The following is a 23,470-nucleotide window of genomic DNA, read 5'->3' as shown; positions in this document are numbered from 1 at the left end:
GATTCAACGTTTCGTCGGCCGTCCTAAACTCCCTCGTACCCTCTCAAAGTTCTCTGCTTATTCTCTTCCTGCCTCATCGGGGTGATCCAACAGTTTGGACAGATCCCCATCACCAGGCCCAGGATCCGCAACAGGGCGCTATAGTCGATTTGCGATCTGAATTTCAGATGAATCGAATCGCAAAACTGTATTTGACTGCGGCCTGGCGCGAGATCGATTGTGGGTGTCGTCCAAATTGAGATTTGCACTCCACTACCATTGGAAAACGACCGCTGTTTTCCAGTTGGATTTAGTACTAATTGAAAATTCAAACCGCGCTGTGCGTGCCACGGCCCTCTCTCGCTGACACGAGGCAGAGGAGAAAGGATAGCTGCAATGAGGGTGAGTGAATACGCAGAGTACGATGCCACCGGTTTGGCCTCTCTTGTCGCTGCCGGCGAAGTGACGCCCTCGGAATTGATGCGGCTAGCCCGCGAGGCGCACGACGAGGTCAATCGGCAGATCAACGCTGTGATGGAATTCTACGAAGATGCTGAAACCGTTGCCGGCGCGGACGGAGGGCTCTTCCATGGCGTGCCGTTCCTTCGGAAGGATATCGGTGCCGCCGAAGCTGGCCGCCTCCAGGAAAAAGGAAGCCGACTGTTCAAAGGCTGCCGGCCCGATACCGACAGCTATTTTTTTCGTCGCGCTCGGGAGGCCGGGCTTCGAACTATAGGAAGGACAACAACTCCCGAGCTTGGCTCTTCCGTAATGACAGAGTCCATTCTCAGTGGCGTCACCGGCAATCCATGGGATCTGGAACGCGCCGCGGGGGGCTCCTCCGGGGGAGCGGCAGCGGCTGTGGCCGCCGGCATCACACCTATTGCCCACGGCAGTGATGGCGGCGGGTCAATTCGCATCCCCGCGTCATGGTGCGGCCTCGTCGGACTTAATCCGTCCAGGGGACGTGTTTCAGGCGGTCCCAACAATCAAGACCGTTCGTATGGTCTCACCCGCGAGTTTATTCTGTGTCGAACAGTCCGCGACATGGCCGCGGCGCTGGACGTCTTTTCCGGTCCCCATCCCGGCGATCCGTTTATCATCGTCCAACCGAACCGTCCCTATGTGGACGAACTCTTAAAGCCCACGGGCCGTCTGCGGGTCGGGGTCGCGAGAACGAGTTGGGGCGCGGTCAATCTTGATCAGGAAGTGCTGCGCGCTGTCGAGTCGACGGCAACGCTTCTGCAGAAGATGGGGCACACGGTACAAGACATCGACCCGCCATATGAGCCGGTCGAATACAGCAGCCTATATCTCGACCCGACGACTGCGAGTGGGCTCGAAAAAGCGGCGCGGGCCATGGGGCGCAGCATCACCGCGAACACCTTAGAGCCGGCCAACCTAAAACGGTATGAATTTTGCCGAGACTTGCCTCTTTCCCTAGCGGCGGACGTACAAGAGGCACTCCGGAGAATGCGTTTCCGCGTGGGCGAGGCGATCCATGCGTTCGAAATTTTGCTGACCCCGACAATGCCAATCGTGGCCGTGCCGCATGGCGGCATCTATTCTGCCACGAATCCTGCGGTCTCTGCAGAGGAATACGTGGAAGCGGATACGGCGATTTGTCAGTATACTGGCGTATTCAATGTGACCGGACAACCTTCGGTGTCCTTGCCTTTGGCACAGAGCGCCAGCGGGCTGCCGATCGGTATTCAGATCGTTGGCCGCTTTGGCGACGAGGCCACACTCGTCCGTGTCGCACGCGATCTGGAAGACGCCAGACCCTGGGGCGACCGGCGACCAACGGTTCGAGCAGGAAACAGCTGACTATCACCTCACATGCTTCAATTCTGAAATTCGAGCAATGTTCCGTAATCGAAGCTTCGAATAGACTGACGCACGGAAATAAGCGATCTGACGCAACGTATGACAGGCGTCTCGGCGGTCAATCCGAAGCAGGAAGGATGTGTTGCAACGTTTTAATTACCCATCGACATTTTCGGAGGACTAGATGTTCAAGGGTCGCCAGTTCGACCAGGCAGTGATCCTGCTTTGCGTGCGCTGGTACCTGGCCTATAATCTCAGCCTGCGTGATCTTGAGGAGATGATGGCCGAGCGGAGGATTGCCGTCGACCAGATGACCATTTGCGGCTTGACCGTTCGCACGCTACTGCTGGAGCATTTCGATCGGCCCAAGCGTAGCGTGACGGGGAAGTGGCAAGTCGACGAGACGTACGGATGCATCTTTACCGCGCCATCGACAGTGTCGGCGACGCAGTCGAATTCTGTTCAGCGAGCATCGTGACTTGTTCTCGGCCCACCGGGTCTTCAGAAAAAGCGCTGGCACATCATGGCCGGCCCGTCCACGTCGTCATCGATGGTAGCAAGACCAATCAGGAGGTTATCGTTTCCTGTGACGTCACAAATCGCTTGCAGGATCGTTCCGGGCGTCGGCTGAAGCCGATCCGGAGTCGCAAGACTAAATGCCTGAACAAGCGGATCGAACAGGACCATCGGTGCATAAAGCGCCGCATCCGGTCAATGCTCGGGTTCAAATCACCAGCATCAGCCGCGATCACCCTAAACGGCATTGAAATGGTTGACATGATGCGTGAGCAACAGGCGAGGTTCGCCTTCAATCCGAATTTATCCCTGGCCGAGCAGTTCCAAATCCATGCCGCGTGATTGGCCTCGTGTCAGACCTCCCTGCGCTCCCATTCAGCCGTTGGACAAAACCCCTCACGGCACGATTGGAAGGATGATTTGCGAGGGATGGTCGCGATCGTGGTAGATAGTGTTCTCTGCCACGACCCACCTGGTTTCCGTCAAATTGTTACCGCCTGTATTCAGGTTTCGGCCGAAATGCGGGAAGCTGCTGCTCGACACTTGCACGCGGATGCGGTGGCCAGGCGCGAAGTAATTGCCGGTCGCATGCAGATTCACCTCTATGGGATAGATTTGGCCTGGGATCATCAATTTAGACGGCTTGTAGCCTTCACGGTAGCGCGCCCGCGCGATACCGGTCCTGAGATTGTAGACCCGCCCATCGGGATAGACGTCACTCAGTTGCACAACGAAGTCGGTGTCCACCGCCGAGGATGACACATAGAGCACGGCGCGCAGCGGACCGGTCACCTCGATGCCTGAACGAAGCGGCTCCGTGGTGAACACCAACCGGTCGTCTCGCAGATCCGTCTGGCGCTGGTCCACTGACACGCTGGCGGACTCAAGCTCGGCAGGGCAGCCCGGACCCGGGGGGACTCTGAAGGGCTCAGGGCTGATAACGGGATCGGCAGGATCATAGTGATAACGGTCAGGCGGGCCCGACGCAGCCGCCGTGGATAGCCGGCCGTCACCCTTGCTCGTGTTCGCATGACCGCCGCTGCTCAAATAATAGGGCACAAAGCGTGTTCCCGGCAGCGGCCAGCTGTCGGATGACTTCCACTGGTTCGCTCCAATCAAAAAGTATTGGACGTGCGGCATGTCGAAGCCGCCCTGACCGTCGCGCAGCCAATGATTGAACCAGCGCAAATAGATCGACCACCAATCCAGCCGATTGTCCCCGACATCACGCTGGCCCACGATGTAGGGTGGGGCCTGTTCGCTTTCGCAATGACCGGTGGGAGAGATGATCACATACTGATTCCGCCGCGCTTCCTCTGACAACGACTGCTTCTGGAACCTGTCGAACAATTCCAGCGTGCCTCCAACCGTACCGTCATACCAAGAATCGACGAACAGGGCCGGAACATCGGGGTGCGAGAACTCATCGAAAAGGCCGAACTTGCCCCACCAAGGACCGCCGAGTTCACGCGAGTGCCAATCCCGCCAGTCATTGGGCGGGCCGCCGGCCCGGTCGCCCAAGTCGGCAACAGGGAGGGTCTTCAGCAACTCCCAATAATCAACTTTCTTGAGCACTTCTTGGCGCTGGTTGGCCGACTCGCGAAACCACTGCAGTGTGCAGCCCATATCGTGAACACCGGAAACCAGTTCATCCCATGGCATCGACCGCAGTGCGCCAGCGGCTCCCTGCGGCACGACAGCCTTCAGCGCTGGCGGCCGCCGTTGCGACGTCATCACCTGAGTGATGCCGAGAGCAGAGCAGCCGTAACCGCCGACCCGGCCGTTGGACCAGGACTGCGAAGCGATCCAGGCGACCGTGTCGTAGCCGTCCATGGCATCGCTTTCAGCTAAATGGAAGGTACCCTCGGAACGGAAGCGCCCGCGAAGGTCCTGCACAACGACCGCGAAGCCCTGGCCGGCAAACATCCTGACTGCCACGCTGCGGTGGCTGAACGGACTGGGCTGAAGATAGCCCGCCTTATTGTATTGCGTCCGGATCATGATTGTCGGCAGCGGGCCAGCCACCCCGCGTGGACGATAGATGTCGGCATAGTGACCGACGCCGTCATGCATCGGTATGCGGACGTCCTTCTCGACATCTACTTCGTAACGCGGCTTCGGAAGGGGCACTGGCTGGTCTGTCTGCCCGCTCCGGTTCAACCATCCAGTGCCAATTTCGGCAGCCTCATTCGTGGGCGTTTTCGACCATCCAGTGCCCGTTTGGGCAGCCTCACTCGTAGGGGTTTGGGCAGCCTCACTCGTAGGGGTTTGGGCGGCCGTGCCCGTAGGGGTGGCTAAGACCGCGCTTGCGGACCTGGCGATAGCCGCAGCGGTCGCCGTCAAGCGCTGACGGAGCCGGTATGGTGCATTTTGGACCATCCTGTCCCTCCTCGGTATGGCGAGTTCATGCGCGGTTACACGCACCTCCAGATCCAGGCCCGCGATCGACCAGGGTAAAGCAAGACAGGCGACCGGCCCTACTCCGCCATGCTTGCGGTAGAATGACGGGCAGGGCCAAGTTCCGGTAGAGGGCATGTCCCGTCGGCCAAGAGTTGGCAAGAATATTATCATTATCGCAGTCATCTAGAACTTAGATGGTTGAACACCGCCAGCCTCGCCTATAGGGGATCGATGCAAAATTGCCTGGTTGTGATTCATGGACTGCATCGGCGGGTCGGTGCAGTTTGGCCCGGCGAATGGCGGATTTCAGCGCGGGTTGGTCAGAATGCGGCGCTGGAGCGTCTGGCGCGGAGGGTGAAGTGGTATCACTTTAAGACGCTGTCGTCGCTTCGGCCGCAGGGCGCGGGCTGGCCGCCGTTAGCTTGGCCTAGCATTGCAGGCGCCGCCGCCCGATCACATGCCATTGTCCCCGGTTCCGCAACCGGCACTATGATCGATGCTCGCTGGTGGCGACGCCGCACCGGCCGGGGTCGGCCGACGGGGCGCGGCGAGCTACTTTTCGTGGCCAACTAATGGGCTCGGTGCGAAACAATCGAATCGGAATTTGAGGTGAGGCTGTGCCTTTCCGGTTGATCGATTGTCGAGAGCGTGGCTGAGGGCTAGACGCGGTCGGTATGGTCGGATTCAGTCATTCGAAGAAGTTGGTCAAAGCGGATGATAGACATTGCCGCGATCAAGGCGCGTTTTGAAACGCTTTCGCCTATTTGTATGAGCGCGCCCGACGCTTGTTTGCGGCAACGGAGGCTGAACTCTTCGGGAATTGCGTCGCGCAGTGCCTATTGGACTGGACGCATTCGTCGACCGGGAGGCGGTCGCAAGCCGAAGACCGAGACTGAGCTTGGACTTTTGGCGGCGCTCAGGGAACTGGTGCGGTCGGCGATCCGTGCGATCCCGAGGCGGTCCTGTTGTGGGTCAGCTGAAGCCAACGTCATCTTGTGTGCGCTCTGCCTGAGCGCTGCTTCACTGCAAGCCGGAAATTGGTAGGCCGGTTACTGCGGGAACTCGGCTTCAGCCTTCATGCTAACAAGAAGACGCGGGAGCGCGCGGCCCATCCTGACCGTGATAGGCAGTTTGAACACATCAACGCGAAGATCAGACGGTTCCGGGATGGCAACCAACCGGCCGTCTCTGTCGATTCCAAAAAAAAGGAACTGGTTGGCGATTTCAAGAATGGTGGCCGTCAGCTGCGGCGCAAAGGCGATCCGAAGCCCGTACGCTTTCATGACTTCGAAATCCCCGCACTACGGCAAGGTCGCTCCCTATGGCGTCTATGACATCGCGGCCAACGCCGGCTTGGTCAATCTCGGCACCGATCACGATACCGGCCTTCGCGGTGGAAACGTTCGACGCTGGTGGCTCACCTTGGGCAAGAGCCGGTATCCGGGCGCAACCACCCTGCTCATTAAAATCGCAGCGGTTGTTTTGAGCCGAGGCCTAACTGCTCTTTTCGCGCCGCTCAACCCCCAGCAGAAGCACCGGTCTGTGCAGGCGGACGCAGGGACCGCGAAGTCACGGCCGCTCTGAGGTTATCTCAAAACGAGATAGCGTCGATCCGCAAACTGAATTTGACGTCGATCGCCGCGACGGGTCATAGTTCGAAAGCATGTTCTTGGCGGCATCTACAAAGTTTATCAGCTTGTCGGCTCCGTTACTTTCGGCGCGTGAGGATAGCGGATAAATAGTCACTGTCCGCAAGTTTTAGCCCCGGCATCTCACATAAAAATAGAGGTAACTATCGAGCCATGGGTCTCAGTTGCTGCCGCAGAATGATTAGCAGGGAGATTGAGCACGATGAATCTTGACAGCGCAAAGGAGCTAGCCTCCGTTGTCTTTTCTGACGATTATTTCGAAGCCAGGCAGAAATTCCTGGCGGCTGCGCCGACGTCGCGAGCATACCGATGCAGTACAAACGGACCCTCTGGTGAGGCTCTCTACACGGACGCAGCGTATTTCGGCCCGGCAGACGCCAAGAAACTCTTGGTTCTGGTTTCCGGTACACACGGGCCAGAAGGTTGCATCGGGTCCGCGGCGCAGCTTCTATTCTTGGAAGCCAAATTTCATAAGCGTCTCCCATACTCCACGGCCGTGCTCTTCCTTCATGCGCTGAATTGCTACGGTTTTGCCTGGGATCGCCGAGTTACTGCGGAGGGGGTTGACCTCAACCGGAATTTTGTCGACTTTTCCAAACCGCTCCCCTCGAATCCTGGATACGAGGAGTTGGCCGGGCATTTCGTTCCGGCGGACATTTCCGAGGAGGGATTGAAGCGCGCTGAGATTGCGTTCGCGGCATATCAAGCGAGACACGGCGAATTGAAACTTCGGGAGGCGCGAGGATCAGGGCAATACACCCATCCGGGCGGCCTGTTCTACGGCGGAACCGAGCCTACCGAAGCCAGGCGAACTCTCGAGGAAATAACGAACGAATTCAACGTAGCCGCCCGCGATGAGGTTATCATCATAGATTACCACACCGGACTGGGCCCTTACGGCTATGGGGAACTGCAATGCGAGCAGTCGTCCGGACTAAGCGGCTATGAGCGAGCCGTCCGCATCTTTGGCACGTCTGTAACGTCGCCCGAAGTAGGGAATTCTTCCGCGGAAATTATACCTGGGACCCAAGACGCATTTTGGGAGCGTGTCTTGGGGAGCCGGCACACCTACATTGCTCTTGAATTTGGAACTTACAAACTAAATACGGCGGTGCTGCGCGACGACCATTGGTTATTCATGTATCGGCCAGAAGAGGTTGATTCCGAGCGGGGCCGGCAGATTCGGCAGGTCACCAAATTGCACTACTATCCGCAGGGGTCAGACTGGAAGGAGATGATCGCTTGGAGATCGCACCAGGTGCATCGACAGGCAATCGAGGCACTTGCGTCAGGAAAATGATCTCCCAAGCCTGGCCGGCGTCCGGGCCAATTGAGATAATCTCGGCTTAACGCATACAGGCCACGGAAGGAGCCGGCGGAGAAATTCATTAAGGACATCGGCCGCGCTACCCGCAAACAATATTCGGCGGAAGAGAGGATCCGCATCGCCGCGAGCGCGGCCTCCGATCAACTGAAGGCGAGATCAGACGCCTGTTAGCCCACTTCGAGGGCAACCCCGTCAATTGATCCCGATGGGTCGCATCATCCGCTTCGTGATCGCACGGCGATGTGACAGGAGAAAATGTGCAGAGTGACGTGGAGCGATCTCGACGCCCGCACCCGGACGCTCACGATCCTCGCAAGGACCCGCGGGTCAGGATGGGCAAATGACGTTTGGAGCGTAAAGCGATCCTGTATGTGCAGTCGTCAGCCCATCAGGTCCTGCACAATCCTGAGAGCAGCATGCTTCAGTATGCGACCCGCGATCGCCTGACGGCGCTTGGCTGCTCTCGCGTAGAGACGATCGACGACGATCTCGGCCCGTTCTGCCGCCGGCGGCGTCGCGCGTGCCGGCTTCGACCGGAGGGTCGCCGAGGTCTGCCTCGGCAAGGTCGGTACGGTTGCGGCGCGAGTTGGAACCAGGCACTCATCCGTGTCGGTGAGATCGAGAGCAAGATCGCCGCGCATGATGCCGCGACGCCAAGGCCATCACCTGTGTTGGCAACGGCATCACGGCGCTGGCCACAGACCTTCAGGCTGTCTGGTCGGCGCCAACGACGGACGCCAGGCTCAAGAAGCGCATCGTGCGCACGGTCATTCAGAAGGTGGTCGCCAATTTCGACGATCATGCCTCCGAGATCGTGCTGCTGATCCATTGGATTGGCGGCACCCATACCGAGCTGCGCCTGCCGAAGCGCCGGCGCGGACAGCGCAGCAGCACCTCCACCGATATCATCGCAGCCATCCGGCAACTGGTGCTGATCGCCAGCGATGATCTGATCGCCAGCATTCTCAACCGCAACGGCTTGGTGACCGGGCATGGCAATCGCTGGACACGGGAGCGGGTCACCGCACACAGATCGCATCACAAGATCCCGGATGCGGTGCTGGATCTCGGTCTTGGCTCTGGCGATCGCCTCATGCGTCTTCGACAGTTCCTGTACGTTGTTTATTCCGGCGCGCAGCGGATCGTGATAGCGCTGCGTCGCCTGGATCCTGAGCATGTGCAGGATCACCTGCGCATCCTGGGGATCGTTCTTGTCCCAACTGTTGTGCAAGGCCTCCCGGGTTCGGGCGAGCGCCAGTGACGACACCAGCCGCACCTCGAAGCCTGCCTCAGCCAAACGCCATGCGATAGGGCGATGATAATTGCCCGTCGCTTCGAAGCCGCAGACCACCGGTTGGCAATACGCCTGCAGAATCTCGATCAGCCGGTCATGCTCTGCGCGGGTGTTGAGAACCGGCAGCCGGCTGCGGCGCTTGTGGCCGGAGGCTTCAATCAGGACTTCATTGCGGACCTTGGCGATATCGATCGCTACCAACACCGCATCGGCGGGTATAACATTTGGGCTGGTCGTGGTCGGTCTCTCCGGAATGGGTTGTGAACATTCACATTCAAGAGATCCTTCGACTGGCCATGGCCACCTCGATCGGTGCGCGCCTGCAGCGAAAAAGCTGCGCGCACCGATGTCTCGGTTGCCTCTCATCATTCCTTCGGTAGGTGCTATGGCAGCGAGTTCACCACGCCAGGAGCTGGCGGTTCGGCCGTTCCACTGATCAAGGAAGCGATCGCAAATGGCGAGATATTCCGGGCTCATGCCTTCGAACTCGCCCGCGCCAGGAACGATATCGAACATCGAACCACAAAGCCAAAGCATCCTTGGACCAACGGCCAGGTCGGGCGCATGAACCGCACCATCAAGGACGCTACGGTCAAGCGTTTCCACTACGACGATCACGACCAACTGCGTCGGCACCTTGCCGAGTTCGTCACAGCCTACAACTTCGGTCGCAGGCTCAAGACCTCAAAGGTCTCACCCCCTACGAGTTCATCTGCAAGGCATGGGCTTCCCAGCCCGAGCGCTTCACCCTCAATCCGCTCCAGCAAATGCCGGGACTAAACACCTAGGCTTGGCAAGTTGAACTTGGGACGCCGCTTCCGGCCTTTCGCTCAAGACCTGTCCAAGTGGGGCTTAAGCGGCATGTCGTCGTGTACCCGCACGTCTGCCGTTCGATCTTGATGGATTTGGGCGGGCAATCGCCTTGGTGCAGTGCGTCCAGGCGCGCTGCGATTTCAGCGTCGGCATGGGTCTGCCTCTGGTTGTGTCGCAAATGTTCGACCCATGTTGGTACGTGGTAACACTCGGTCCACAGTCCGGGCTTTTCTAAGTCGCGCAGCAGCGACCACTGCCTGGCACCGTCTCGGAGTCGGGCTTTTCGCCACGATGTCATCACGATGAGGAATTCTGGAACTTCTTTCTGATCGATGCGATAATCAACCATCGCCATGATCGGTCCGCTGCGCGATCGCAGGTCAAGTTGCAGCGCCGGTTCGCTGAACTTATTGGTCGGGTCGAGATTGAGTGTTTCGAAATCCGGTTGGTGAAGAAGAATGCCGATCAGCCCCCCGAAGACAAGAACGAGGCTAGCAACGAACAAAGCCCCGGAAACACCCTGGATGTCCGCCAATTCACCCCAGATCCAGCTGCCCGCCGCCATGCCGCCATATGTAGCCGTCTGGTAGAGGGAGAGAGCTCGTCCAACCACCCACCGTGGCGCCGAAAGCTGAACCGTCACGTTGGACAGCGAGAATGCCTGCAGCCAGGCCGCACCAGCCGGCATGAGGAGAAGGCAGCTCAACCAAACGTGTTCGCACGATGCCAGAAAGAAGCAGATGATCGCCAGCACAAAGAATGCGCCACGAATGACCCACTCGTTGGTGAGAACTTCGCGGCTCCGTGTGATAAGAAGCGCGCCGCAAATGGCACCCAGGCCAAAGAAGCCGAGCATCACGCCGTAGATTATGGCAGTACCCTTCACCTGTTCTCGGGCAATGAGCGGCAGCAGAGCCAGAATGACGATGGCGGTGAGACCGAAAACGAAACTCCGACACATCACCTTGAGAAGGTTCGGCGACAGCAGCACATAGCGGAAGCCGGCGCCCATCGCACTACCGAAAGCCTCACGCGGAAGCGGCTGTCGCGCACGTACAGTTTTCCATCGCAAGAGCGCGATGATCAGGGCGAAGTAGCAAAAGAATTTGAAAAGAAACGCAAAGGCCGCACCGGCTGCCGCTACAATGAGCCCACCAATGGCCGGTCCGATGCTGCGCATGAGATTGTAGCTCATGCCGTTAAGTGCAACTGCGCTTGATAGGTGCTCGCGAGGGAGGATATCTCCCATCGAAGCTTGCCACGATGGGTCGTGCAACGCCCAACCACAGCCGATCAGGAACGTGAGACTCAACAGAGTCCAGGGTGTGAGTGCCTGGGTATAGGCCAAAAACGCCAAAGACGCGGAAACGCACACCATCAGCAGTTGAGCCGTCAACATAATCCGGCGGCGATCAGAGTTATCTGCGAGCGCTCCCGCTGCGAGCGAAAAGATCATGTACGGCAGCGTAGTCGATGACTGGACGAGCGCCACCATACCAGGCGACGTGGCAATGCTCGTCATCAGCCATGCAGCAGCCACGCCCTCGACTAGGGTGCCAAGGTTCGAAACAAATGCAGCCGACCACAGAGAACGGAACCTCTTGTGTTGAAACGGCACGAGTGGAGATGTTCTCTTTGCCATTGTGGAAGCTTTCGGGATCGACTGCTGGCGCGAATTCACAAGCACCCAAATATGCCACGCCCTTAAAGCCAAGCTGCCACGCGCTCGCGCGCCCACTAACCCACAAGGGTAGCGGCCTCACACCCATAACGATGAACGCAGGCAGTACTACCATCGAGCGCGATCCACCGTCGTTTTTCCAACGGCGCTGCAATTTGAATCTCACTCTAGGCGGAAGCCACGACGTTTGAGCTAGGTGTGTTCAAATACTGTTTGGGCGATGTGATTCATCTAAAACTCAGATGACAAGATTGGCTAAAGCGACCGTTGCTTTGTGGCCGAGATCTGTTGCAATCAACTAATATTGCTTATGTTGCTCGTCTCTCGATAATTCTGATAGTCGCTAAATCAGATCCGCCCGATTGATCAACTCAGTGCGACAAGATTTGATGGAGGAAGAGCTTTGTTCTTTCGTGCTGAGGCTTGGTGAAGAAGTCGTGCGGCTTGCCTTCCTCGACGATCCGGCCTGCATCCATGAAGATGACGCGATCGGCGACGGAGCGCGCGAAACCCATCTCGTGGGTGACGCAGACCATCGTCATGCCCTCGCGCGCGAGACTGGTCATGGTCTCGAGCACCTCAGCGACCATCTCCGGATCGAGAGACGAGGTCGGCTCGTCGAAAAGCATGACCGCAGGCTCCATGCAGAGCGAGCGGGCAATTGCGACGCGCTGCTGTTGTCCTCCGGAGAGTTGACCAGGGAATTTGTTCGCCTGCTCGGGTATGCGTACGCGCTCGAGGAATTTTAGCGCGATCTTCTTTGCCTCGGCCTCTGACATACCCTTAATCCACATCGGCGCTGCCATGCAGTTCATCAGCACCGTCATATGCGGGAAGAGATTGAAGTGCTGGAACACCATGCCGACGTTCGTACGAACCTCAGCCAGGTCGCGCATTTTGTTATGCAACCGGATCCCATTGACAGTGATCTCGCCCTCTTGGTGCGCCTCGAGCCGATTAAAGCAGCGGATTAGCGTCGACTTTCCCGATCCGGAGGGGCCGCAGATAACGATGCGTTCGCCCTTGCGGACCGTGAGATTGACGTCAGTCAATGCTCTGAAGGTGCCGTACCACTTCGAGACGTTCTTAGCTTCGATAACTGTATCACTCACTGCCACTCCTCTGGCCGCCCGATAACCCCGATCCGAACTTGACCCGGGGGAGCTTATCTCGACAGTCGTCTTAGATGGGCCGTACAATTTTGGAGCGTGCTTCACGTGACCTTGCCTATGCTGACGACCATCACCGCACCTTGCTTCTAGCAAAGTGGCGCTCGATCCTGGACTGGACCAGTTCCAGGCAGATGGACATAATCCAATATATAATTGCGGCCGTTATGAGCATCTCCATGTGTTGAAAAGTCGGCTGGCCGAGTGTGCGAGCAAGGAACGTGAGCTCCCACACACCGAGGATGGAGACGAGTGAGCTGTCCTTCAGCATTGAGATGAACGTGTTTCCCATTGGGGGAATGATGACCGGAAGCGCCTGCGGCAGTATGATCCTACGCATCGTAAGACCGAAGCCGAAACCCATGGATCGCGAAGCTTCCCATTGGCCGCGGTCGATGCTCTGGATACCGGCACGGAAAATTTCTGTCATGTAGGCTCCGGTGCAAAGCGACAGCGCCAAGACGCCTGAAGGAACGGCGTTGATAAAGATACCAAGTTGCGGCAGTCCGAGGTAAATCAGGTAAATCTGGACCAGCAGCGGCAGGCCACGGAAAAATGATGTGTAGAAACTGGCGATTGCATAGGCGAAGCCATTGCTTGAAAGCTTTGCAATCGCGGCAATCATCGCGATGATCGAAGCGAATATCAGTGAAACCGCCGAGATATAGATCGTCGTAACCGCTCCCTGCGTGATCAGATATGGTAAATTCTCCCAGATGAAGGGCATGCTCAGGTTAAATGACTTGAAGAAGGCAAGAAACAGAACCAGTAGCTCGGCCCAGACAACACCGATTTGCACCTTCAGCGAAACAAAACCGATCAAAACGATGTTGAGACAGAATATGATCGCTATCACAAACGCGATCGCGAAGCGACCATAGATCCCACTTTGCGCCGGGTCGCCGATGACAGGCCGCATGAGCTCGCCAAAGGTGGTGCCCGTAAGATTGAACATAAGAAAAACCGCGAGCACTACGGCAAAAATTGAAGCAACGAACCACGGCTTGTGGACGAGGACCTCGGACTCGACGTTGTCCTGATAAAGCATGAGCAGCGCTTTCAAAGAGCGGCCCCGACAGCGGGGCCGCTATGCTTTGCAATTATCTGTCGACGCTGTAGTCCGCGCCGAACCATTTCATGGACTGCTTGGCGAGGGTGCCATCATCCCTCATCGTTTTCACGGCAGCCGCAACCCTGTCGAGGAATTCCTTGTCGCCATGGAGAATGGAAATAGCAGCCGGCCCCGAGAACAACGGCTCGTCAAGGATCTTAATTGGATACCCGGCCTTTATCGCATTTCTAGCCCCGTTATCAGAGTTAAGCACCGCATCAAGCCGTACTCCATCTCCCAGGCGAAGGTCGTCGTACAAAAGGCTGTCCGTTTGGTAAATCTTCAGCTCGCCAGGTGTAAATTGGTACTTTACTGGTTTAGCGGTGACCCATCCGGGCGTAAAGTTATGTTTGGCATAGGACTCTGCCACGTCGCCCGATCCGACACCGATAACCTTGCCGTCGAGGTCGGAAAGTTTCGTCGCCTTACTATCCTTGTGTACGATGGCTACCTCTGGAATGTAACTGTAAGTGACGAACTCAAATAGTTTGGCACGTTCCTTCGTAGGCGTCATTTGACCCATGCCCATATCCCAACGGCCCTGCCACTTGCCTGCCGCTATCATATCCCAGTTCGTCGTTACGAACTTTACCTCCACGCCAAGGGATTTCGCGATGGCCTTGGCAAGGTCGATATCGGAACCATCGAGCTCATGTTTGTCGTTCAAATGGGACAGGGGTCCCCAATCCGGCCCCACCGCCACCGTCAGCGTCTTTGTGGCGAGCACGCGATCCAGAACTTCGCCGGCGTTGGCCCTGGACGGGCTACCGCCGGACGCAACTGCGAGTGAGGCTGCAGCTGCAATCATCGTTATAAGCCGATTCATCCGTCTCTCCCATCTTTTTTGCCGTTCTTGGCCCGTTAGCGAAGCAAGGTCGTGTCTGCGCGTACTCTCAATGACTACATTCATGCCTGCATTTCGGGCAGGCGTTCCTGTTGACTAGATATGCATGGCGCTGGTGCATCAGAAACGATTAGCGCCTTGTCAGTCAAAACCGCTGAGTGGCTGCCGTCAAATTCAGTTTGTCGATTGTGGCCATCTGAGTCTGAGATGATGTGAGTTGACCGGCCGCCTTTGCTACCGTGGGTAATAGGTGTGATGCCGGCGGCTACTGCCGCTGCTGCTCCAAATCCCACTGATTGCCGGTGACGCCCTCACTACAACGGCACTCCGGTGCCAATGCCCCACCGGGAACAACACGAAGACGCACTATCCCGCTTACTGCCATGGGCGTGCGGGCTTTGTGTTGGAACCACAGCTTGATCGTTATTCATGACAATTCAGGGCTAGCAACCGACGCGAGCGTCAGCCGACAAAGGTCCGTGATGTCGTAGATCGGCAGCCCTGTTATGCGGCGTAGGGCGTTTTTGATACTCGGGAAAGCCGTGCATTCGAAAAGTAGGGTTCCAATCTCAGAATGTTCGGAGCGCAGTTGCGCGACACAAGCTGCGACTTCCGATTCAATTTGTCCAACATCGGTTTGGATGTATGGCCGCGCGAACGCGTTACCTACGAACATACCGCCTTCAATCCCTCCGACGACTACTTTCGATCGATCGACGGGCTTCTCTATCCCCAACAGATCTTCGGTGCAGTGTCGGGAGTCAGCCGCTACTACCGCCAGCTTCTGAGCGGGCGATAGCTGCCGCAGCAACGCCGGAACGAGTAGCAGGCTGGACATCACGACGGGTATATTGACTGCAGCCGCAACCGCTGCCTGATAGCGAACGAAAAAACCGCAGTCAGCAGAGATTACGTCAGCGCCTCGTTCGACTAGTCGTCTCGCTGCAGCAACACAAGCGTCCTTAAGCCTAAGAGACGGCTCACCGCGCACAATAGTCTCGGCGAAGGCGCCTTCCACTATTTCCATGATGATCGGGCCATCAAAGGTCGCTGGATGCAACATAGAACCCTCCCTTGCAATAAGGAACGCGCCATCAGGTGCCAGTCCTTCATCAAGCTCAAGAATTCCGAGGACCGGGCGGCGGCCTTGCAAGACCATGAGTGACACCTTTCAAACTGAGAGGGTTCAGATTCCGCAGGGTCGTGGCAAATCTCGATGCCGTCGCTGTCGACTTGCGAAAAGCAAACGTTTGTTCGTAGGAATTGACATTGTCATACAAACGTTTCTAAGTCAATTGGATTCCGAGAATTGGTTCGAATGTACCGGTTGCTCATGGCACCAAGGATCGGGTGCGGAGGAGGGCCAGGCAGTTGCCCTCTGGCGGCCAGCAATGCCTTCAGAAAAATCGCGGTCGACTTGATAGGCAGGAATAGAGCAACGTCGGTAAGGAGAAACGACGAGCTCGTCGGGAGCGCCACAAGCCTTGGTCTTTCGCATCAACTCGGAGTCTGACATTGGGTCGCCAGCCCTCTGCGCCAGGCGCGAATACTCTCCGCCCCTGGCAGCTATGCCAACATGGGCAACCTTCATGTCTGTTCCGAACTGATGCTGAAGCCCCGCAGATGCGCTGGACCCATACTCATCGCGGCCGCGATGCGTTCGCTCGGCATGTCCATGGCCTGAGCGCATGCGGCGGCAGCGGCGATTGGAGCAAGCGTGGAGGCAGGCAACCGTGCAGGGGACGACATCGAAGCTCCCGCGCTGCAACTGGCGCCAGACCTTGCGAACGCCGTCGACGCGGAAGCTCGCTTCAAACACGCGCCGCACCTCATCCTACAAAGCCTCATCCCTCTCGCCTAAGCCGAGAGGCGGGAGAGATCGATGGGCTTGGCGAAATGGTGGTGGCAGGCCGACGGGGCGACCGGCAACACCTTGAAAATCAGCTCGACCCATGCCCCCTGCGGTGACCGTCGATAAAGGCGATCGTGGGAAAAATAGGTTCGAAGCTCGCGGTTCACACGTTCCGAAGCCTTGAGCTTAATCGCGACATCCGTGGGACCGCAGGCGCTCGAACCTCGTCACCCACTCATTGAGCGTCTCCGCTGTGCAGCCCATCTTGGCGGCAACCGACATGACCGCCGCCCAGCGCGAGGAAATGCTCGTCTTATCCAGAACCAGCCGCACCGCACGGGCCTGACTTCGGGAGAAAATTATTTGTTGTCCTGCCAGCCAGGCTCTACCTTCTCAGGAGCTAGAGTCCCCGATCAACCCGGCGCGATTCACATTCCACATTATGAAGCCATCGCGTGGCCAGATGACTACGATATGGAAAATGCATTTGACCCATGCCGACGGTGCAAGCAATCCTCACGATAGGACGACGGATGGTATCCGCGCGTGCGCATTGTCTGCGTGCTCCGGTTAGCCGATGGGCGCCTTTTAGACAACCAGTGAGCACTTGAGGTGATCTAATGACTAATACATCTTCAGCAGTTCCGTCGACGGGTCTTCCGTTCCCTAGGACCGAATACGAACGCCGTCTGCACAAAGTATTCGAGGCGATGGAACGAGCTAGCCTCGACGCTCTTTTGGTCACCGCCCATGGTAACCTCCAGTATCTTAGCGGATACGACGGGCGTGGTGCATACTTCATGCCGTTCCCATTGATTCTCATCCCGGGACAAATGCCTACCTTGGTCGTCAGAGAGTTTGACTTAGCAAGTGTCCGTGTAGGCAGCTGGGTAGATGAAATAGTTCCTTACAGGGAACAAACTGATTTCGCCCCAGTGTGCGCGGATGCCATTCGGAGACGTGGCTTGAAGGGTAGGGTCGGCCTTGAGCTTGGCTGCTGGAATCTTGCACCGGCGGACGTTTACGCGCTTCAAGCGAAACTTCCAGATATCGAATTCGTTGACGCGTCTCATCTGGTGGCGACGGTCGCAGCTGTCAAGACGGATATGGAACTTGAAATTATGCGTTCCGCAATGAAAATGACAGACATAGCTGTTCGAGTTTTCCATCAGTCCCTACGGGAAGGCATTTCGGAGGCCGAAGTGGCGGCGAATATTGATCGCGAAGTCGAGCAAGCCGGAGGCGAGGTAAGGGCGGCTTCCTCAACATTGGTCTTCGGCGAGCGGACGAAACTTCCACACGGCAGCCCCAAGCACAATGCGATCAGAAACAACGAGCCGGCCTTTATGGAACTTGGGGGATATCAAAGCGGTTACGCCTGCGGCGTCGTGCGAAGCGCCATTCTTGGTCGGCACGCCGAGACTGAAAGTCTGCACGACCTCTCGATTGAAGTTCTGGAGGCGGTGATTTCTGCGATCAGGCCTGGCGCGACAGCCGGCGAAGTTGATGCGGCCGGCAGAGAGGTACTCAAACGACATGGCCGTCCCGGGCTTCTTAACCACAGAGTCGGCTATCAAACTGGCATCAATTGGCTGGAGCGTGGTTACATCAGTCTTGAACCCGGCGCAGAAGACATTCTTGAGCCAAATATGACCTTGCATATGCCAATCATTTTATGTGGTGAAAGTGGTTACTTGTTTGGAACCAGTGAGCATGTTCTTGTTACAGATAACGGTACGGAAATACTAAGCAGCACACCTCACACGCTTTTTCATGCATAATTTGAGTGCGCGTTCCTGCACTCGATACCTCACAACGGCCAAACATGCGTGCGTTCATCCGGAATCGATCCGCCATGCGAAGATACCTGCCGATCCGGAGGAAGATGCGGTCTGCTCTGCAGTGCTAGTCATTTGAATCTAAAGTTCGCCACATAAGGTCTGCTCGGCCTTCCGGGTTCTCATTGTGGCGCTCGATGAAGGTGCAAATATCGGCATCGAGCTGGCTGGTTGAGGTATGCACGCCGCGTCGCAGCTGCTTTCGGGTCAGTTCAGCGAACCAGCGTTCGACCCTGATTGATCAAGGATGCCGAGGTAGGCGTGAAGTAGACATGGGAGTGAGGCCGGCGCGCCAGCCACGACCTGACCAGCGCGGTTTTGTGGGGGCATAAATTATCCATGATATGTGGACATCGAGATCGCGCGGCACGTTGGCGTCGATCTGCTTGAGGAAGTCCGGAAACTCGGTTGTCCAGTGCCGCTTGTAGCATTTGCCAATCACAACGCCGGACGCCACATCGAGCGCCGCGAACAGCGAGGTGGTGCCGTGTCGGACAGAGCTATGGGTCCGGCGCTCCGGCATGCCCGGCATCATCGACAGGACCGGTTGCTCCCGATCGAATGCCTGGATCTGGCTCTGTTCTCGTCGACGCTCAAAACCAGGGCCCTGTTGAGCGGTGACAGGTAGAGCCCGACCATGTCGCGAACACTTCGACAAACAGTAGATCGCTTGACAGCTTGAACGTCTCCGAGCGATGCGGCTGCAGCCCGAAGGCGGTCCATATCCGGCGGATCGTCGTATGGGAGAAGCCAGTCGCAGTGCCCATCGAGCGGATTGACCAATGGGTCGCATCATCAGGATTCGAGCGTAGCGGCCGCTCGATTACAGCTGCGATCTGATCATCGTAGATCGTCCGGGTCAGCCGGGGCGGGCCTCGTCCAGCAGCCCCTCGGCGCGATCTTTGAGGAAAACGTCGTCGCCATTTGCCGACCGTGTGTTCGTGCACGCCCAACTCGGCTGCACGACCTTGCTGGAGACACCGTCAGCGCATCGAAGAAATGATCCGGCACCGCTCCGCCATTGATCGCGCTACACGCCGACGCCGGACCTGCCGCTCCAGATACTCCCGCTCGACCGAGCTCAGAACCGAGGCGGCCGTAACCCGGCCAAAGCACTTGGCACTCAAACTCCTCGCTACACGCATCTGGTGTCAGCCATAATGGTTCCCTCCTAGACTGGTAAAGACGATTGCCAAATTGCCTGATCGCCGCTTCTGCTGACCATCCCGGCTTTGGACCACTTTCTGTCGCGCTTGCGAACGGAATGGGAGGAAGACGGTGAGGATCACACAGGTAGGGGTTAGGGCTTCAATAGCCGGTGCAGGGCGAATCGGGCGGCACAAAGCAGTCCTTGGAACGGGGCCGAATATGCTTGTCTCGGTGTCTGCGTCGGAACACATCCAGCCTCCAGCACGCTATGGTCATGCAGATTTGGACCGTCGACCAGGGCCGAATGGCCAGCCCTTTTCAAGCCCTAAACTGCATCTTTTTCGCGCGCTCAACCCTAGCAGAAGTACCGGTCTTTGTAGGCGGACACAGGGGCGATTCTCCTCCAAGTCACGGCCGCTCTGAGTTTTTATCTCAAAACGAGATAGTGCCGATCCGCAAACTGAATTTGACGTCGATCGCCGCGCCGGATCATAGTTCGGATACACGTTCTTCGCGATATCTCGCTGATAAACGCCGACCCCAATAGCCGCGAGGTACCATCCGTTAGTCGGGCCATCCTGTGCCACAACGTCATTTAGAAAGTCTCGTCTCGCAAACGACACCATGAAGGCTGAACAATGAGCGAAGCACCACACCTTACGTTCGACCTCGAAAAGCCCGGCGTGAGCAAAGGGGATCTTGTTGTGCCAAAGGGCGCCGATTGCGAAGCTCTTTCGCTCCCAGTATTCAGCCTCAACAAAGGCGAGGGGCCTCGGCTCCTGATCACCGGCGGATGTCACGGTAATGAACTCGAAGGGCCGATTGTTGCGCGACGGCTTATTGAGTGGCTGCCCGAAGCGCAAACCTGTGGACGGATCATCATCGTACCGGTGCTCAATCCACCGGCTGTGCAGGCGTTCACCCGCAATACACCGATTGACGGATTGAACCTCAATCGAGTGTTTCCGGGCCGTGCCGACGGGTCGGCAACCGAACGAATCGCGGACGCGGTTTCTCGGATATTGTTGCCTACCGCGGACACCATTTTTGATCTTCACAGCTACGGACCGGGCTGGGAATTTCCTCTGGTCAATACGACACATCCCGTAGCTGATCCCGGCCTCATGGCCAAGACGATTAGAATGGCAGAGGCGTTCAAATTACCCATGACGTTGATCTGGGAACACCCAGAAACGCCTGGAATGTTCGATACTTTGGCCCAAAATCAGGGCAAGGTATTCATTTGCCCCGAACTCGGTGGCGGCGAGGTTGGCGCCGAAGCTCTTGCAATATACGAAGCTGGAGTACGCAACGGACTCATCGCGCTTGGACTGGTCGAAGGAAAATCTGACTATCTGACGTTCCGTCGCCAGAACTCTGTCCAGGCACTTGAAACGCGGCGCTCGTCCGACGAGCTGTATTCGCCCGCGCGAGGCATCTTCGAACCTCGCTGCTCGATGTTGGACGAAGTTAAGCAGGGGGATCTAATCGGAGTACTATACCCGATGGACTCGTTAACGGCCGACACCATTGATGTCCTTGCGCCTGGCACATCCATCGTCTGTGGAATTCGATCCGGAAGTTATGTCGAGGTCGGCGAATTTATAGCGCTCCTCGGGCGGCCGTTAAATCGCTGAAATCCGCGAGCGCAGGAACGCGATCGCAGCCAACGATCCGGCGATCGCCGGCTTCACCGTCGCCTGGTGGCTCGACCGCTCGACGATCCCGACGGCACTAGCAGGCTGTTGAAAAAGGGCTCGCGACGGTCTCAGGTTCGTGATCCACTCTGACCACGAAGAGGTGGGAGTGAATCGTGCGGGGCGAAGACGAACTGACAGGCGAACTGTTCAGATCCTATGAGGAGGTGGATAGCGACCGGCGCGGTGGCAAAGTGAGGTCGCCAAAACATCTCACCTTGGAGGCTAAACTTGCCAGTCACTCGCCAACCGGAAAAACCGACCGCTATCCGCACCCATCTTGGCGCAATTTTCGTGTCGTTGGAATTGAGCCGCTCGAAATGGCTGATCACGTCGCTGTTGCCGGGTGGCGGAGAGAAGATGTCGAAGCACATGGTGACGGCGGGCGACGTCGCCGACCTGCTGGCGCGGTTCGCCGAGCTCAAGCGGAGGGCTGAGGCGCGAAGCGGGACATACCTTCCGATCATCGTGATCCAAGAAGCGGGACTCGACGGCTTCTGGATTCACCGGCTACTGGAGGCCGAAGGGATCGAAAGCTACGTCGTCGATCCGGCGTCGATTGCGACCTCGCGCAGGCGGCGGCGGGCAAAGACCGATAAGATCGACGGCGAGGCGCTGGTGCGCGCGCTGCTCGCCTACAAGCGGGGCGAGCCGCGCGTGTGTGCGATGCTGTGGGTTCCCACACCCAAGGAAGAGGATCGCCGCCGTATAGCACGCGAGCGCAAAGCATTAACGAATGAGCGCACACGCCATATCAATCGCCTCAAGGGGCTGCTGTTTGCACAAGGCATATCTGGCTACGAACCGTTGCGCCGCGACCGGCGCGAGCGGCTGGAGGAACTGAAGACCGGCGATGGTCGTCCGTTGCCTGTCCATCTGAAGCGACAGATTGGCCGCGAACTCGACCGGCTCGAGCTGCTGATCGACCAGATCAAGGCGGTCGAGGCCGAGCGCGACGCCATGCTTGCTGCTGAGCAGGCCGTCTCGCCCGCCCCGGCGATGCTACTTGCCCTGAAAGGCATCGGACCGGAGTTTACCGCCGTCTTGTGCTCGGAAGGTTTGTCCCGCCATTACGATAACCGGCGACAGCTTGCCGCCTATGCCGGCCTGGCGGCGACGCCCTGGAAGAGTGGGGCGATCGATCACGAGCAGGGGGTGTCGAAATCCGGCAATCCGAAGCTGCGAACGACGCTGGTCCAGATGGCCTGGCTATGGGTGCGCCATCAGCCGCGCTCGGCGCTCACCTTATGGTTCAAGGAGCGGGTGAAGCAGAACGACGGCCGGCTGAAGAAGACGATGATCGTCGCGCTCGCCCGCAAGCTGCTCGTGGCGCTGTGGAAATACGTCAATGTCGGCGTTGTCATCGAGGGAGCGATCATGACAGTTGCCTAATGCGCCACACCCATCGAATTCTGCCATCTTCCAGGACCTGATCAGTCCTGGCGGATCCAAGGTGGACGAACCGGCACGTAGCGTGGCTTCAAAAGTCGTTGTCTCAGAATGGTCTCGTCCTCTTGAGCCCTTGTCCGCCGCAAGCGGGATGTTGGTGCCGCTGTTTCGAACAGCGACCGTATATAAGCTGGATCTGGCTCGGAGTAACGAGCCGCGTCATGCAATCGGGCTCAGATCATGGGATCCGCACAACCGAACCGGGGAAGTTAAAAATGTTGCCCTGACACACCCGTTTGCCAAGTTCGAGACCGAGGCGCAACTTCATCCCAGAAAAACGAGCCGCCGCGTCTATTTAACCATGGCTTGCGGGGAGGACAGAATGAATGAATGGTGAATGAGTCGCCGTGCGGTCGTGCCAACGGACTGAGGTGCTGGAGCCGGATCTCCAACAGCTCGTGCTCGAAGGCGGTTCGGCACACTGTCTGACCATTCTGTTGAGAAGAGGTTTGTGATGCCTACTGCCGCAGCGGCTGTAAAGACCTTCAACAATGATTACCGCAGCCGCGTTGCCCAAGGTGCCATGGTCGGGGCGGCTATGTCTTCGATGCCGATGGCGAGCAATACATCGATGACTCCAATTGGGAGCCGCCGTTTACAACCGCAAAGCCGGGGATGTCATCAGATCGGTGTACGGAGGCCCGCAGAACGGACATACGTTCACCGGCCATACCACGGCTTGTGCCGCGGGCGTGGCTGTTCAGAGGATAATCGAGCGGGAGCGGCTTATTGAACCTGTCGCAGCCAACGGATCGAAGCTGATTTCCCTGCTGCGCGATGCGCTCGACAGGGTAGCGTCCGTAGCGATATTAGAGGGCGAGGTTACTTCGTCGGAATCGAGCTTGTCGCCCCTGCCACCAAGGCCTCCGTTCGAC

At 57.7% G+C, this 23,470-nt stretch carries 11 protein-coding genes and 6 pseudogenes; 8 read left to right on the top strand and 9 right to left on the bottom strand.

Annotated features, from left to right (window positions below):
* The first annotated feature begins 375 nt into the window (after window positions 1-375).
* Window positions 376-1,806, top strand: a complete 1,431-nt coding sequence (locus MESAU_RS28175; protein ID WP_013533439.1) for an amidase — start codon at window positions 376-378, stop codon at window positions 1,804-1,806.
* 184 nt (window positions 1,807-1,990) lie between these two features.
* A pseudogene (locus MESAU_RS28170) lies at window positions 1,991-2,664 on the top strand (IS6 family transposase).
* A 54-nt stretch (window positions 2,665-2,718) separates the two neighbouring features.
* Here the strand turns inward: MESAU_RS28170 and MESAU_RS28165 are convergent.
* The gene (locus MESAU_RS28165) at window positions 2,719-4,395 is read right to left on the bottom strand and encodes a CocE/NonD family hydrolase (protein ID WP_245262918.1); all 1,677 of its coding nucleotides are present in this window, start codon (window positions 4,393-4,395) and stop codon (window positions 2,719-2,721) included.
* A gap of 1,041 nt (window positions 4,396-5,436) precedes the next feature.
* Between MESAU_RS28165 and MESAU_RS32475 the strand changes: the two are divergent.
* Both MESAU_RS32475 and MESAU_RS28150 read left to right on the top strand, forming a co-directional pair.
* A pseudogene (locus tag MESAU_RS32475) lies at window positions 5,437-6,186 on the top strand (ISAzo13 family transposase); the annotation flags it as partial.
* 387 nt (window positions 6,187-6,573) lie between these two features.
* Window positions 6,574-7,671 carry a DUF2817 domain-containing protein gene (locus MESAU_RS28150; RefSeq protein ID WP_013533436.1) on the top strand — a complete coding sequence of 366 codons (1,098 nt, stop codon included), beginning with the start codon at window positions 6,574-6,576 and terminating at the stop codon, window positions 7,669-7,671.
* A 407-nt stretch (window positions 7,672-8,078) separates the two neighbouring features.
* On the opposite strand, the gene MESAU_RS31625 is transcribed toward MESAU_RS28150, so the two are convergent.
* The gene (locus MESAU_RS31625) at window positions 8,079-8,339 is read right to left on the bottom strand and encodes a hypothetical protein (protein ID WP_041163552.1); all 261 of its coding nucleotides are present in this window, start codon (window positions 8,337-8,339) and stop codon (window positions 8,079-8,081) included.
* A gap of 410 nt (window positions 8,340-8,749) precedes the next feature.
* Window positions 8,750-9,211, bottom strand: a pseudogene (locus tag MESAU_RS30700) (IS110 family transposase); the annotation flags it as partial.
* A 255-nt stretch (window positions 9,212-9,466) separates the two neighbouring features.
* On the opposite strand from MESAU_RS30700, the pseudogene MESAU_RS28130 reads away from it, so the two are divergent.
* Window positions 9,467-9,780: pseudogene (locus MESAU_RS28130) on the top strand (integrase core domain-containing protein); the annotation flags it as partial.
* Window positions 9,781-9,822: 42 nt separating this feature from the next.
* On the opposite strand, the pseudogene MESAU_RS28125 reads toward MESAU_RS28130, so the two are convergent.
* The 5 genes and pseudogenes from MESAU_RS28125 to MESAU_RS28105 form a co-directional block, all read right to left on the bottom strand.
* Window positions 9,823-11,447 (bottom strand): annotated as a pseudogene (locus MESAU_RS28125) (MFS transporter).
* Window positions 11,448-11,857: 410 nt separating this feature from the next.
* Window positions 11,858-12,598 (bottom strand): amino acid ABC transporter ATP-binding protein, encoded by a 741-nt coding sequence (locus tag MESAU_RS28120; RefSeq protein WP_013533434.1) that lies wholly within the window; start codon window positions 12,596-12,598, stop codon window positions 11,858-11,860.
* A gap of 130 nt (window positions 12,599-12,728) precedes the next feature.
* Window positions 12,729-13,703: an amino acid ABC transporter permease gene (locus MESAU_RS28115; protein WP_013533433.1), complete on the bottom strand. Its 975-nt coding sequence runs from the start codon at window positions 13,701-13,703 to the stop codon at window positions 12,729-12,731.
* Window positions 13,704-13,755: 52 nt separating this feature from the next.
* Window positions 13,756-14,592, bottom strand: coding sequence for a transporter substrate-binding domain-containing protein (locus MESAU_RS28110; protein ID WP_013533432.1), 837 nt, complete (start codon window positions 14,590-14,592; stop codon window positions 13,756-13,758).
* 445 nt (window positions 14,593-15,037) lie between these two features.
* The gene (locus MESAU_RS28105) at window positions 15,038-15,769 is read right to left on the bottom strand and encodes an aspartate/glutamate racemase family protein (protein ID WP_013533431.1); all 732 of its coding nucleotides are present in this window, start codon (window positions 15,767-15,769) and stop codon (window positions 15,038-15,040) included.
* 1,313 nt (window positions 15,770-17,082) lie between these two features.
* Between MESAU_RS28105 and MESAU_RS28100 the strand changes: the two genes are divergently transcribed.
* Window positions 17,083-18,243, top strand: a complete 1,161-nt coding sequence (locus MESAU_RS28100; RefSeq protein WP_013533430.1) for a M24 family metallopeptidase — start codon at window positions 17,083-17,085, stop codon at window positions 18,241-18,243.
* Window positions 18,244-18,412: 169 nt separating this feature from the next.
* On the opposite strand, the pseudogene MESAU_RS30685 reads toward MESAU_RS28100, so the two are convergent.
* Window positions 18,413-19,445, bottom strand: a pseudogene (locus tag MESAU_RS30685) (IS630 family transposase); the annotation flags it as partial.
* A gap of 642 nt (window positions 19,446-20,087) precedes the next feature.
* On the opposite strand from MESAU_RS30685, the gene MESAU_RS28090 reads away from it, so the two are divergent.
* Window positions 20,088-21,086, top strand: coding sequence for a succinylglutamate desuccinylase/aspartoacylase family protein (locus tag MESAU_RS28090; protein WP_013533429.1), 999 nt, complete (start codon window positions 20,088-20,090; stop codon window positions 21,084-21,086).
* 291 nt (window positions 21,087-21,377) lie between these two features.
* Window positions 21,378-22,538: an IS110 family RNA-guided transposase gene (locus MESAU_RS28085; RefSeq protein ID WP_013533428.1), complete on the top strand. Its 1,161-nt coding sequence runs from the start codon at window positions 21,378-21,380 to the stop codon at window positions 22,536-22,538.
* Window positions 22,539-23,470: the final 932 nt, after the last annotated feature.

It is taken from the genome of Mesorhizobium australicum WSM2073 (assembly GCF_000230995.2).
Lineage (GTDB): Bacteria > Pseudomonadota > Alphaproteobacteria > Rhizobiales > Rhizobiaceae > Mesorhizobium > Mesorhizobium australicum.
Note: the sequence above shows the minus strand (reverse complement) of the source record. Positions and strands in the feature narration are given on the sequence as shown.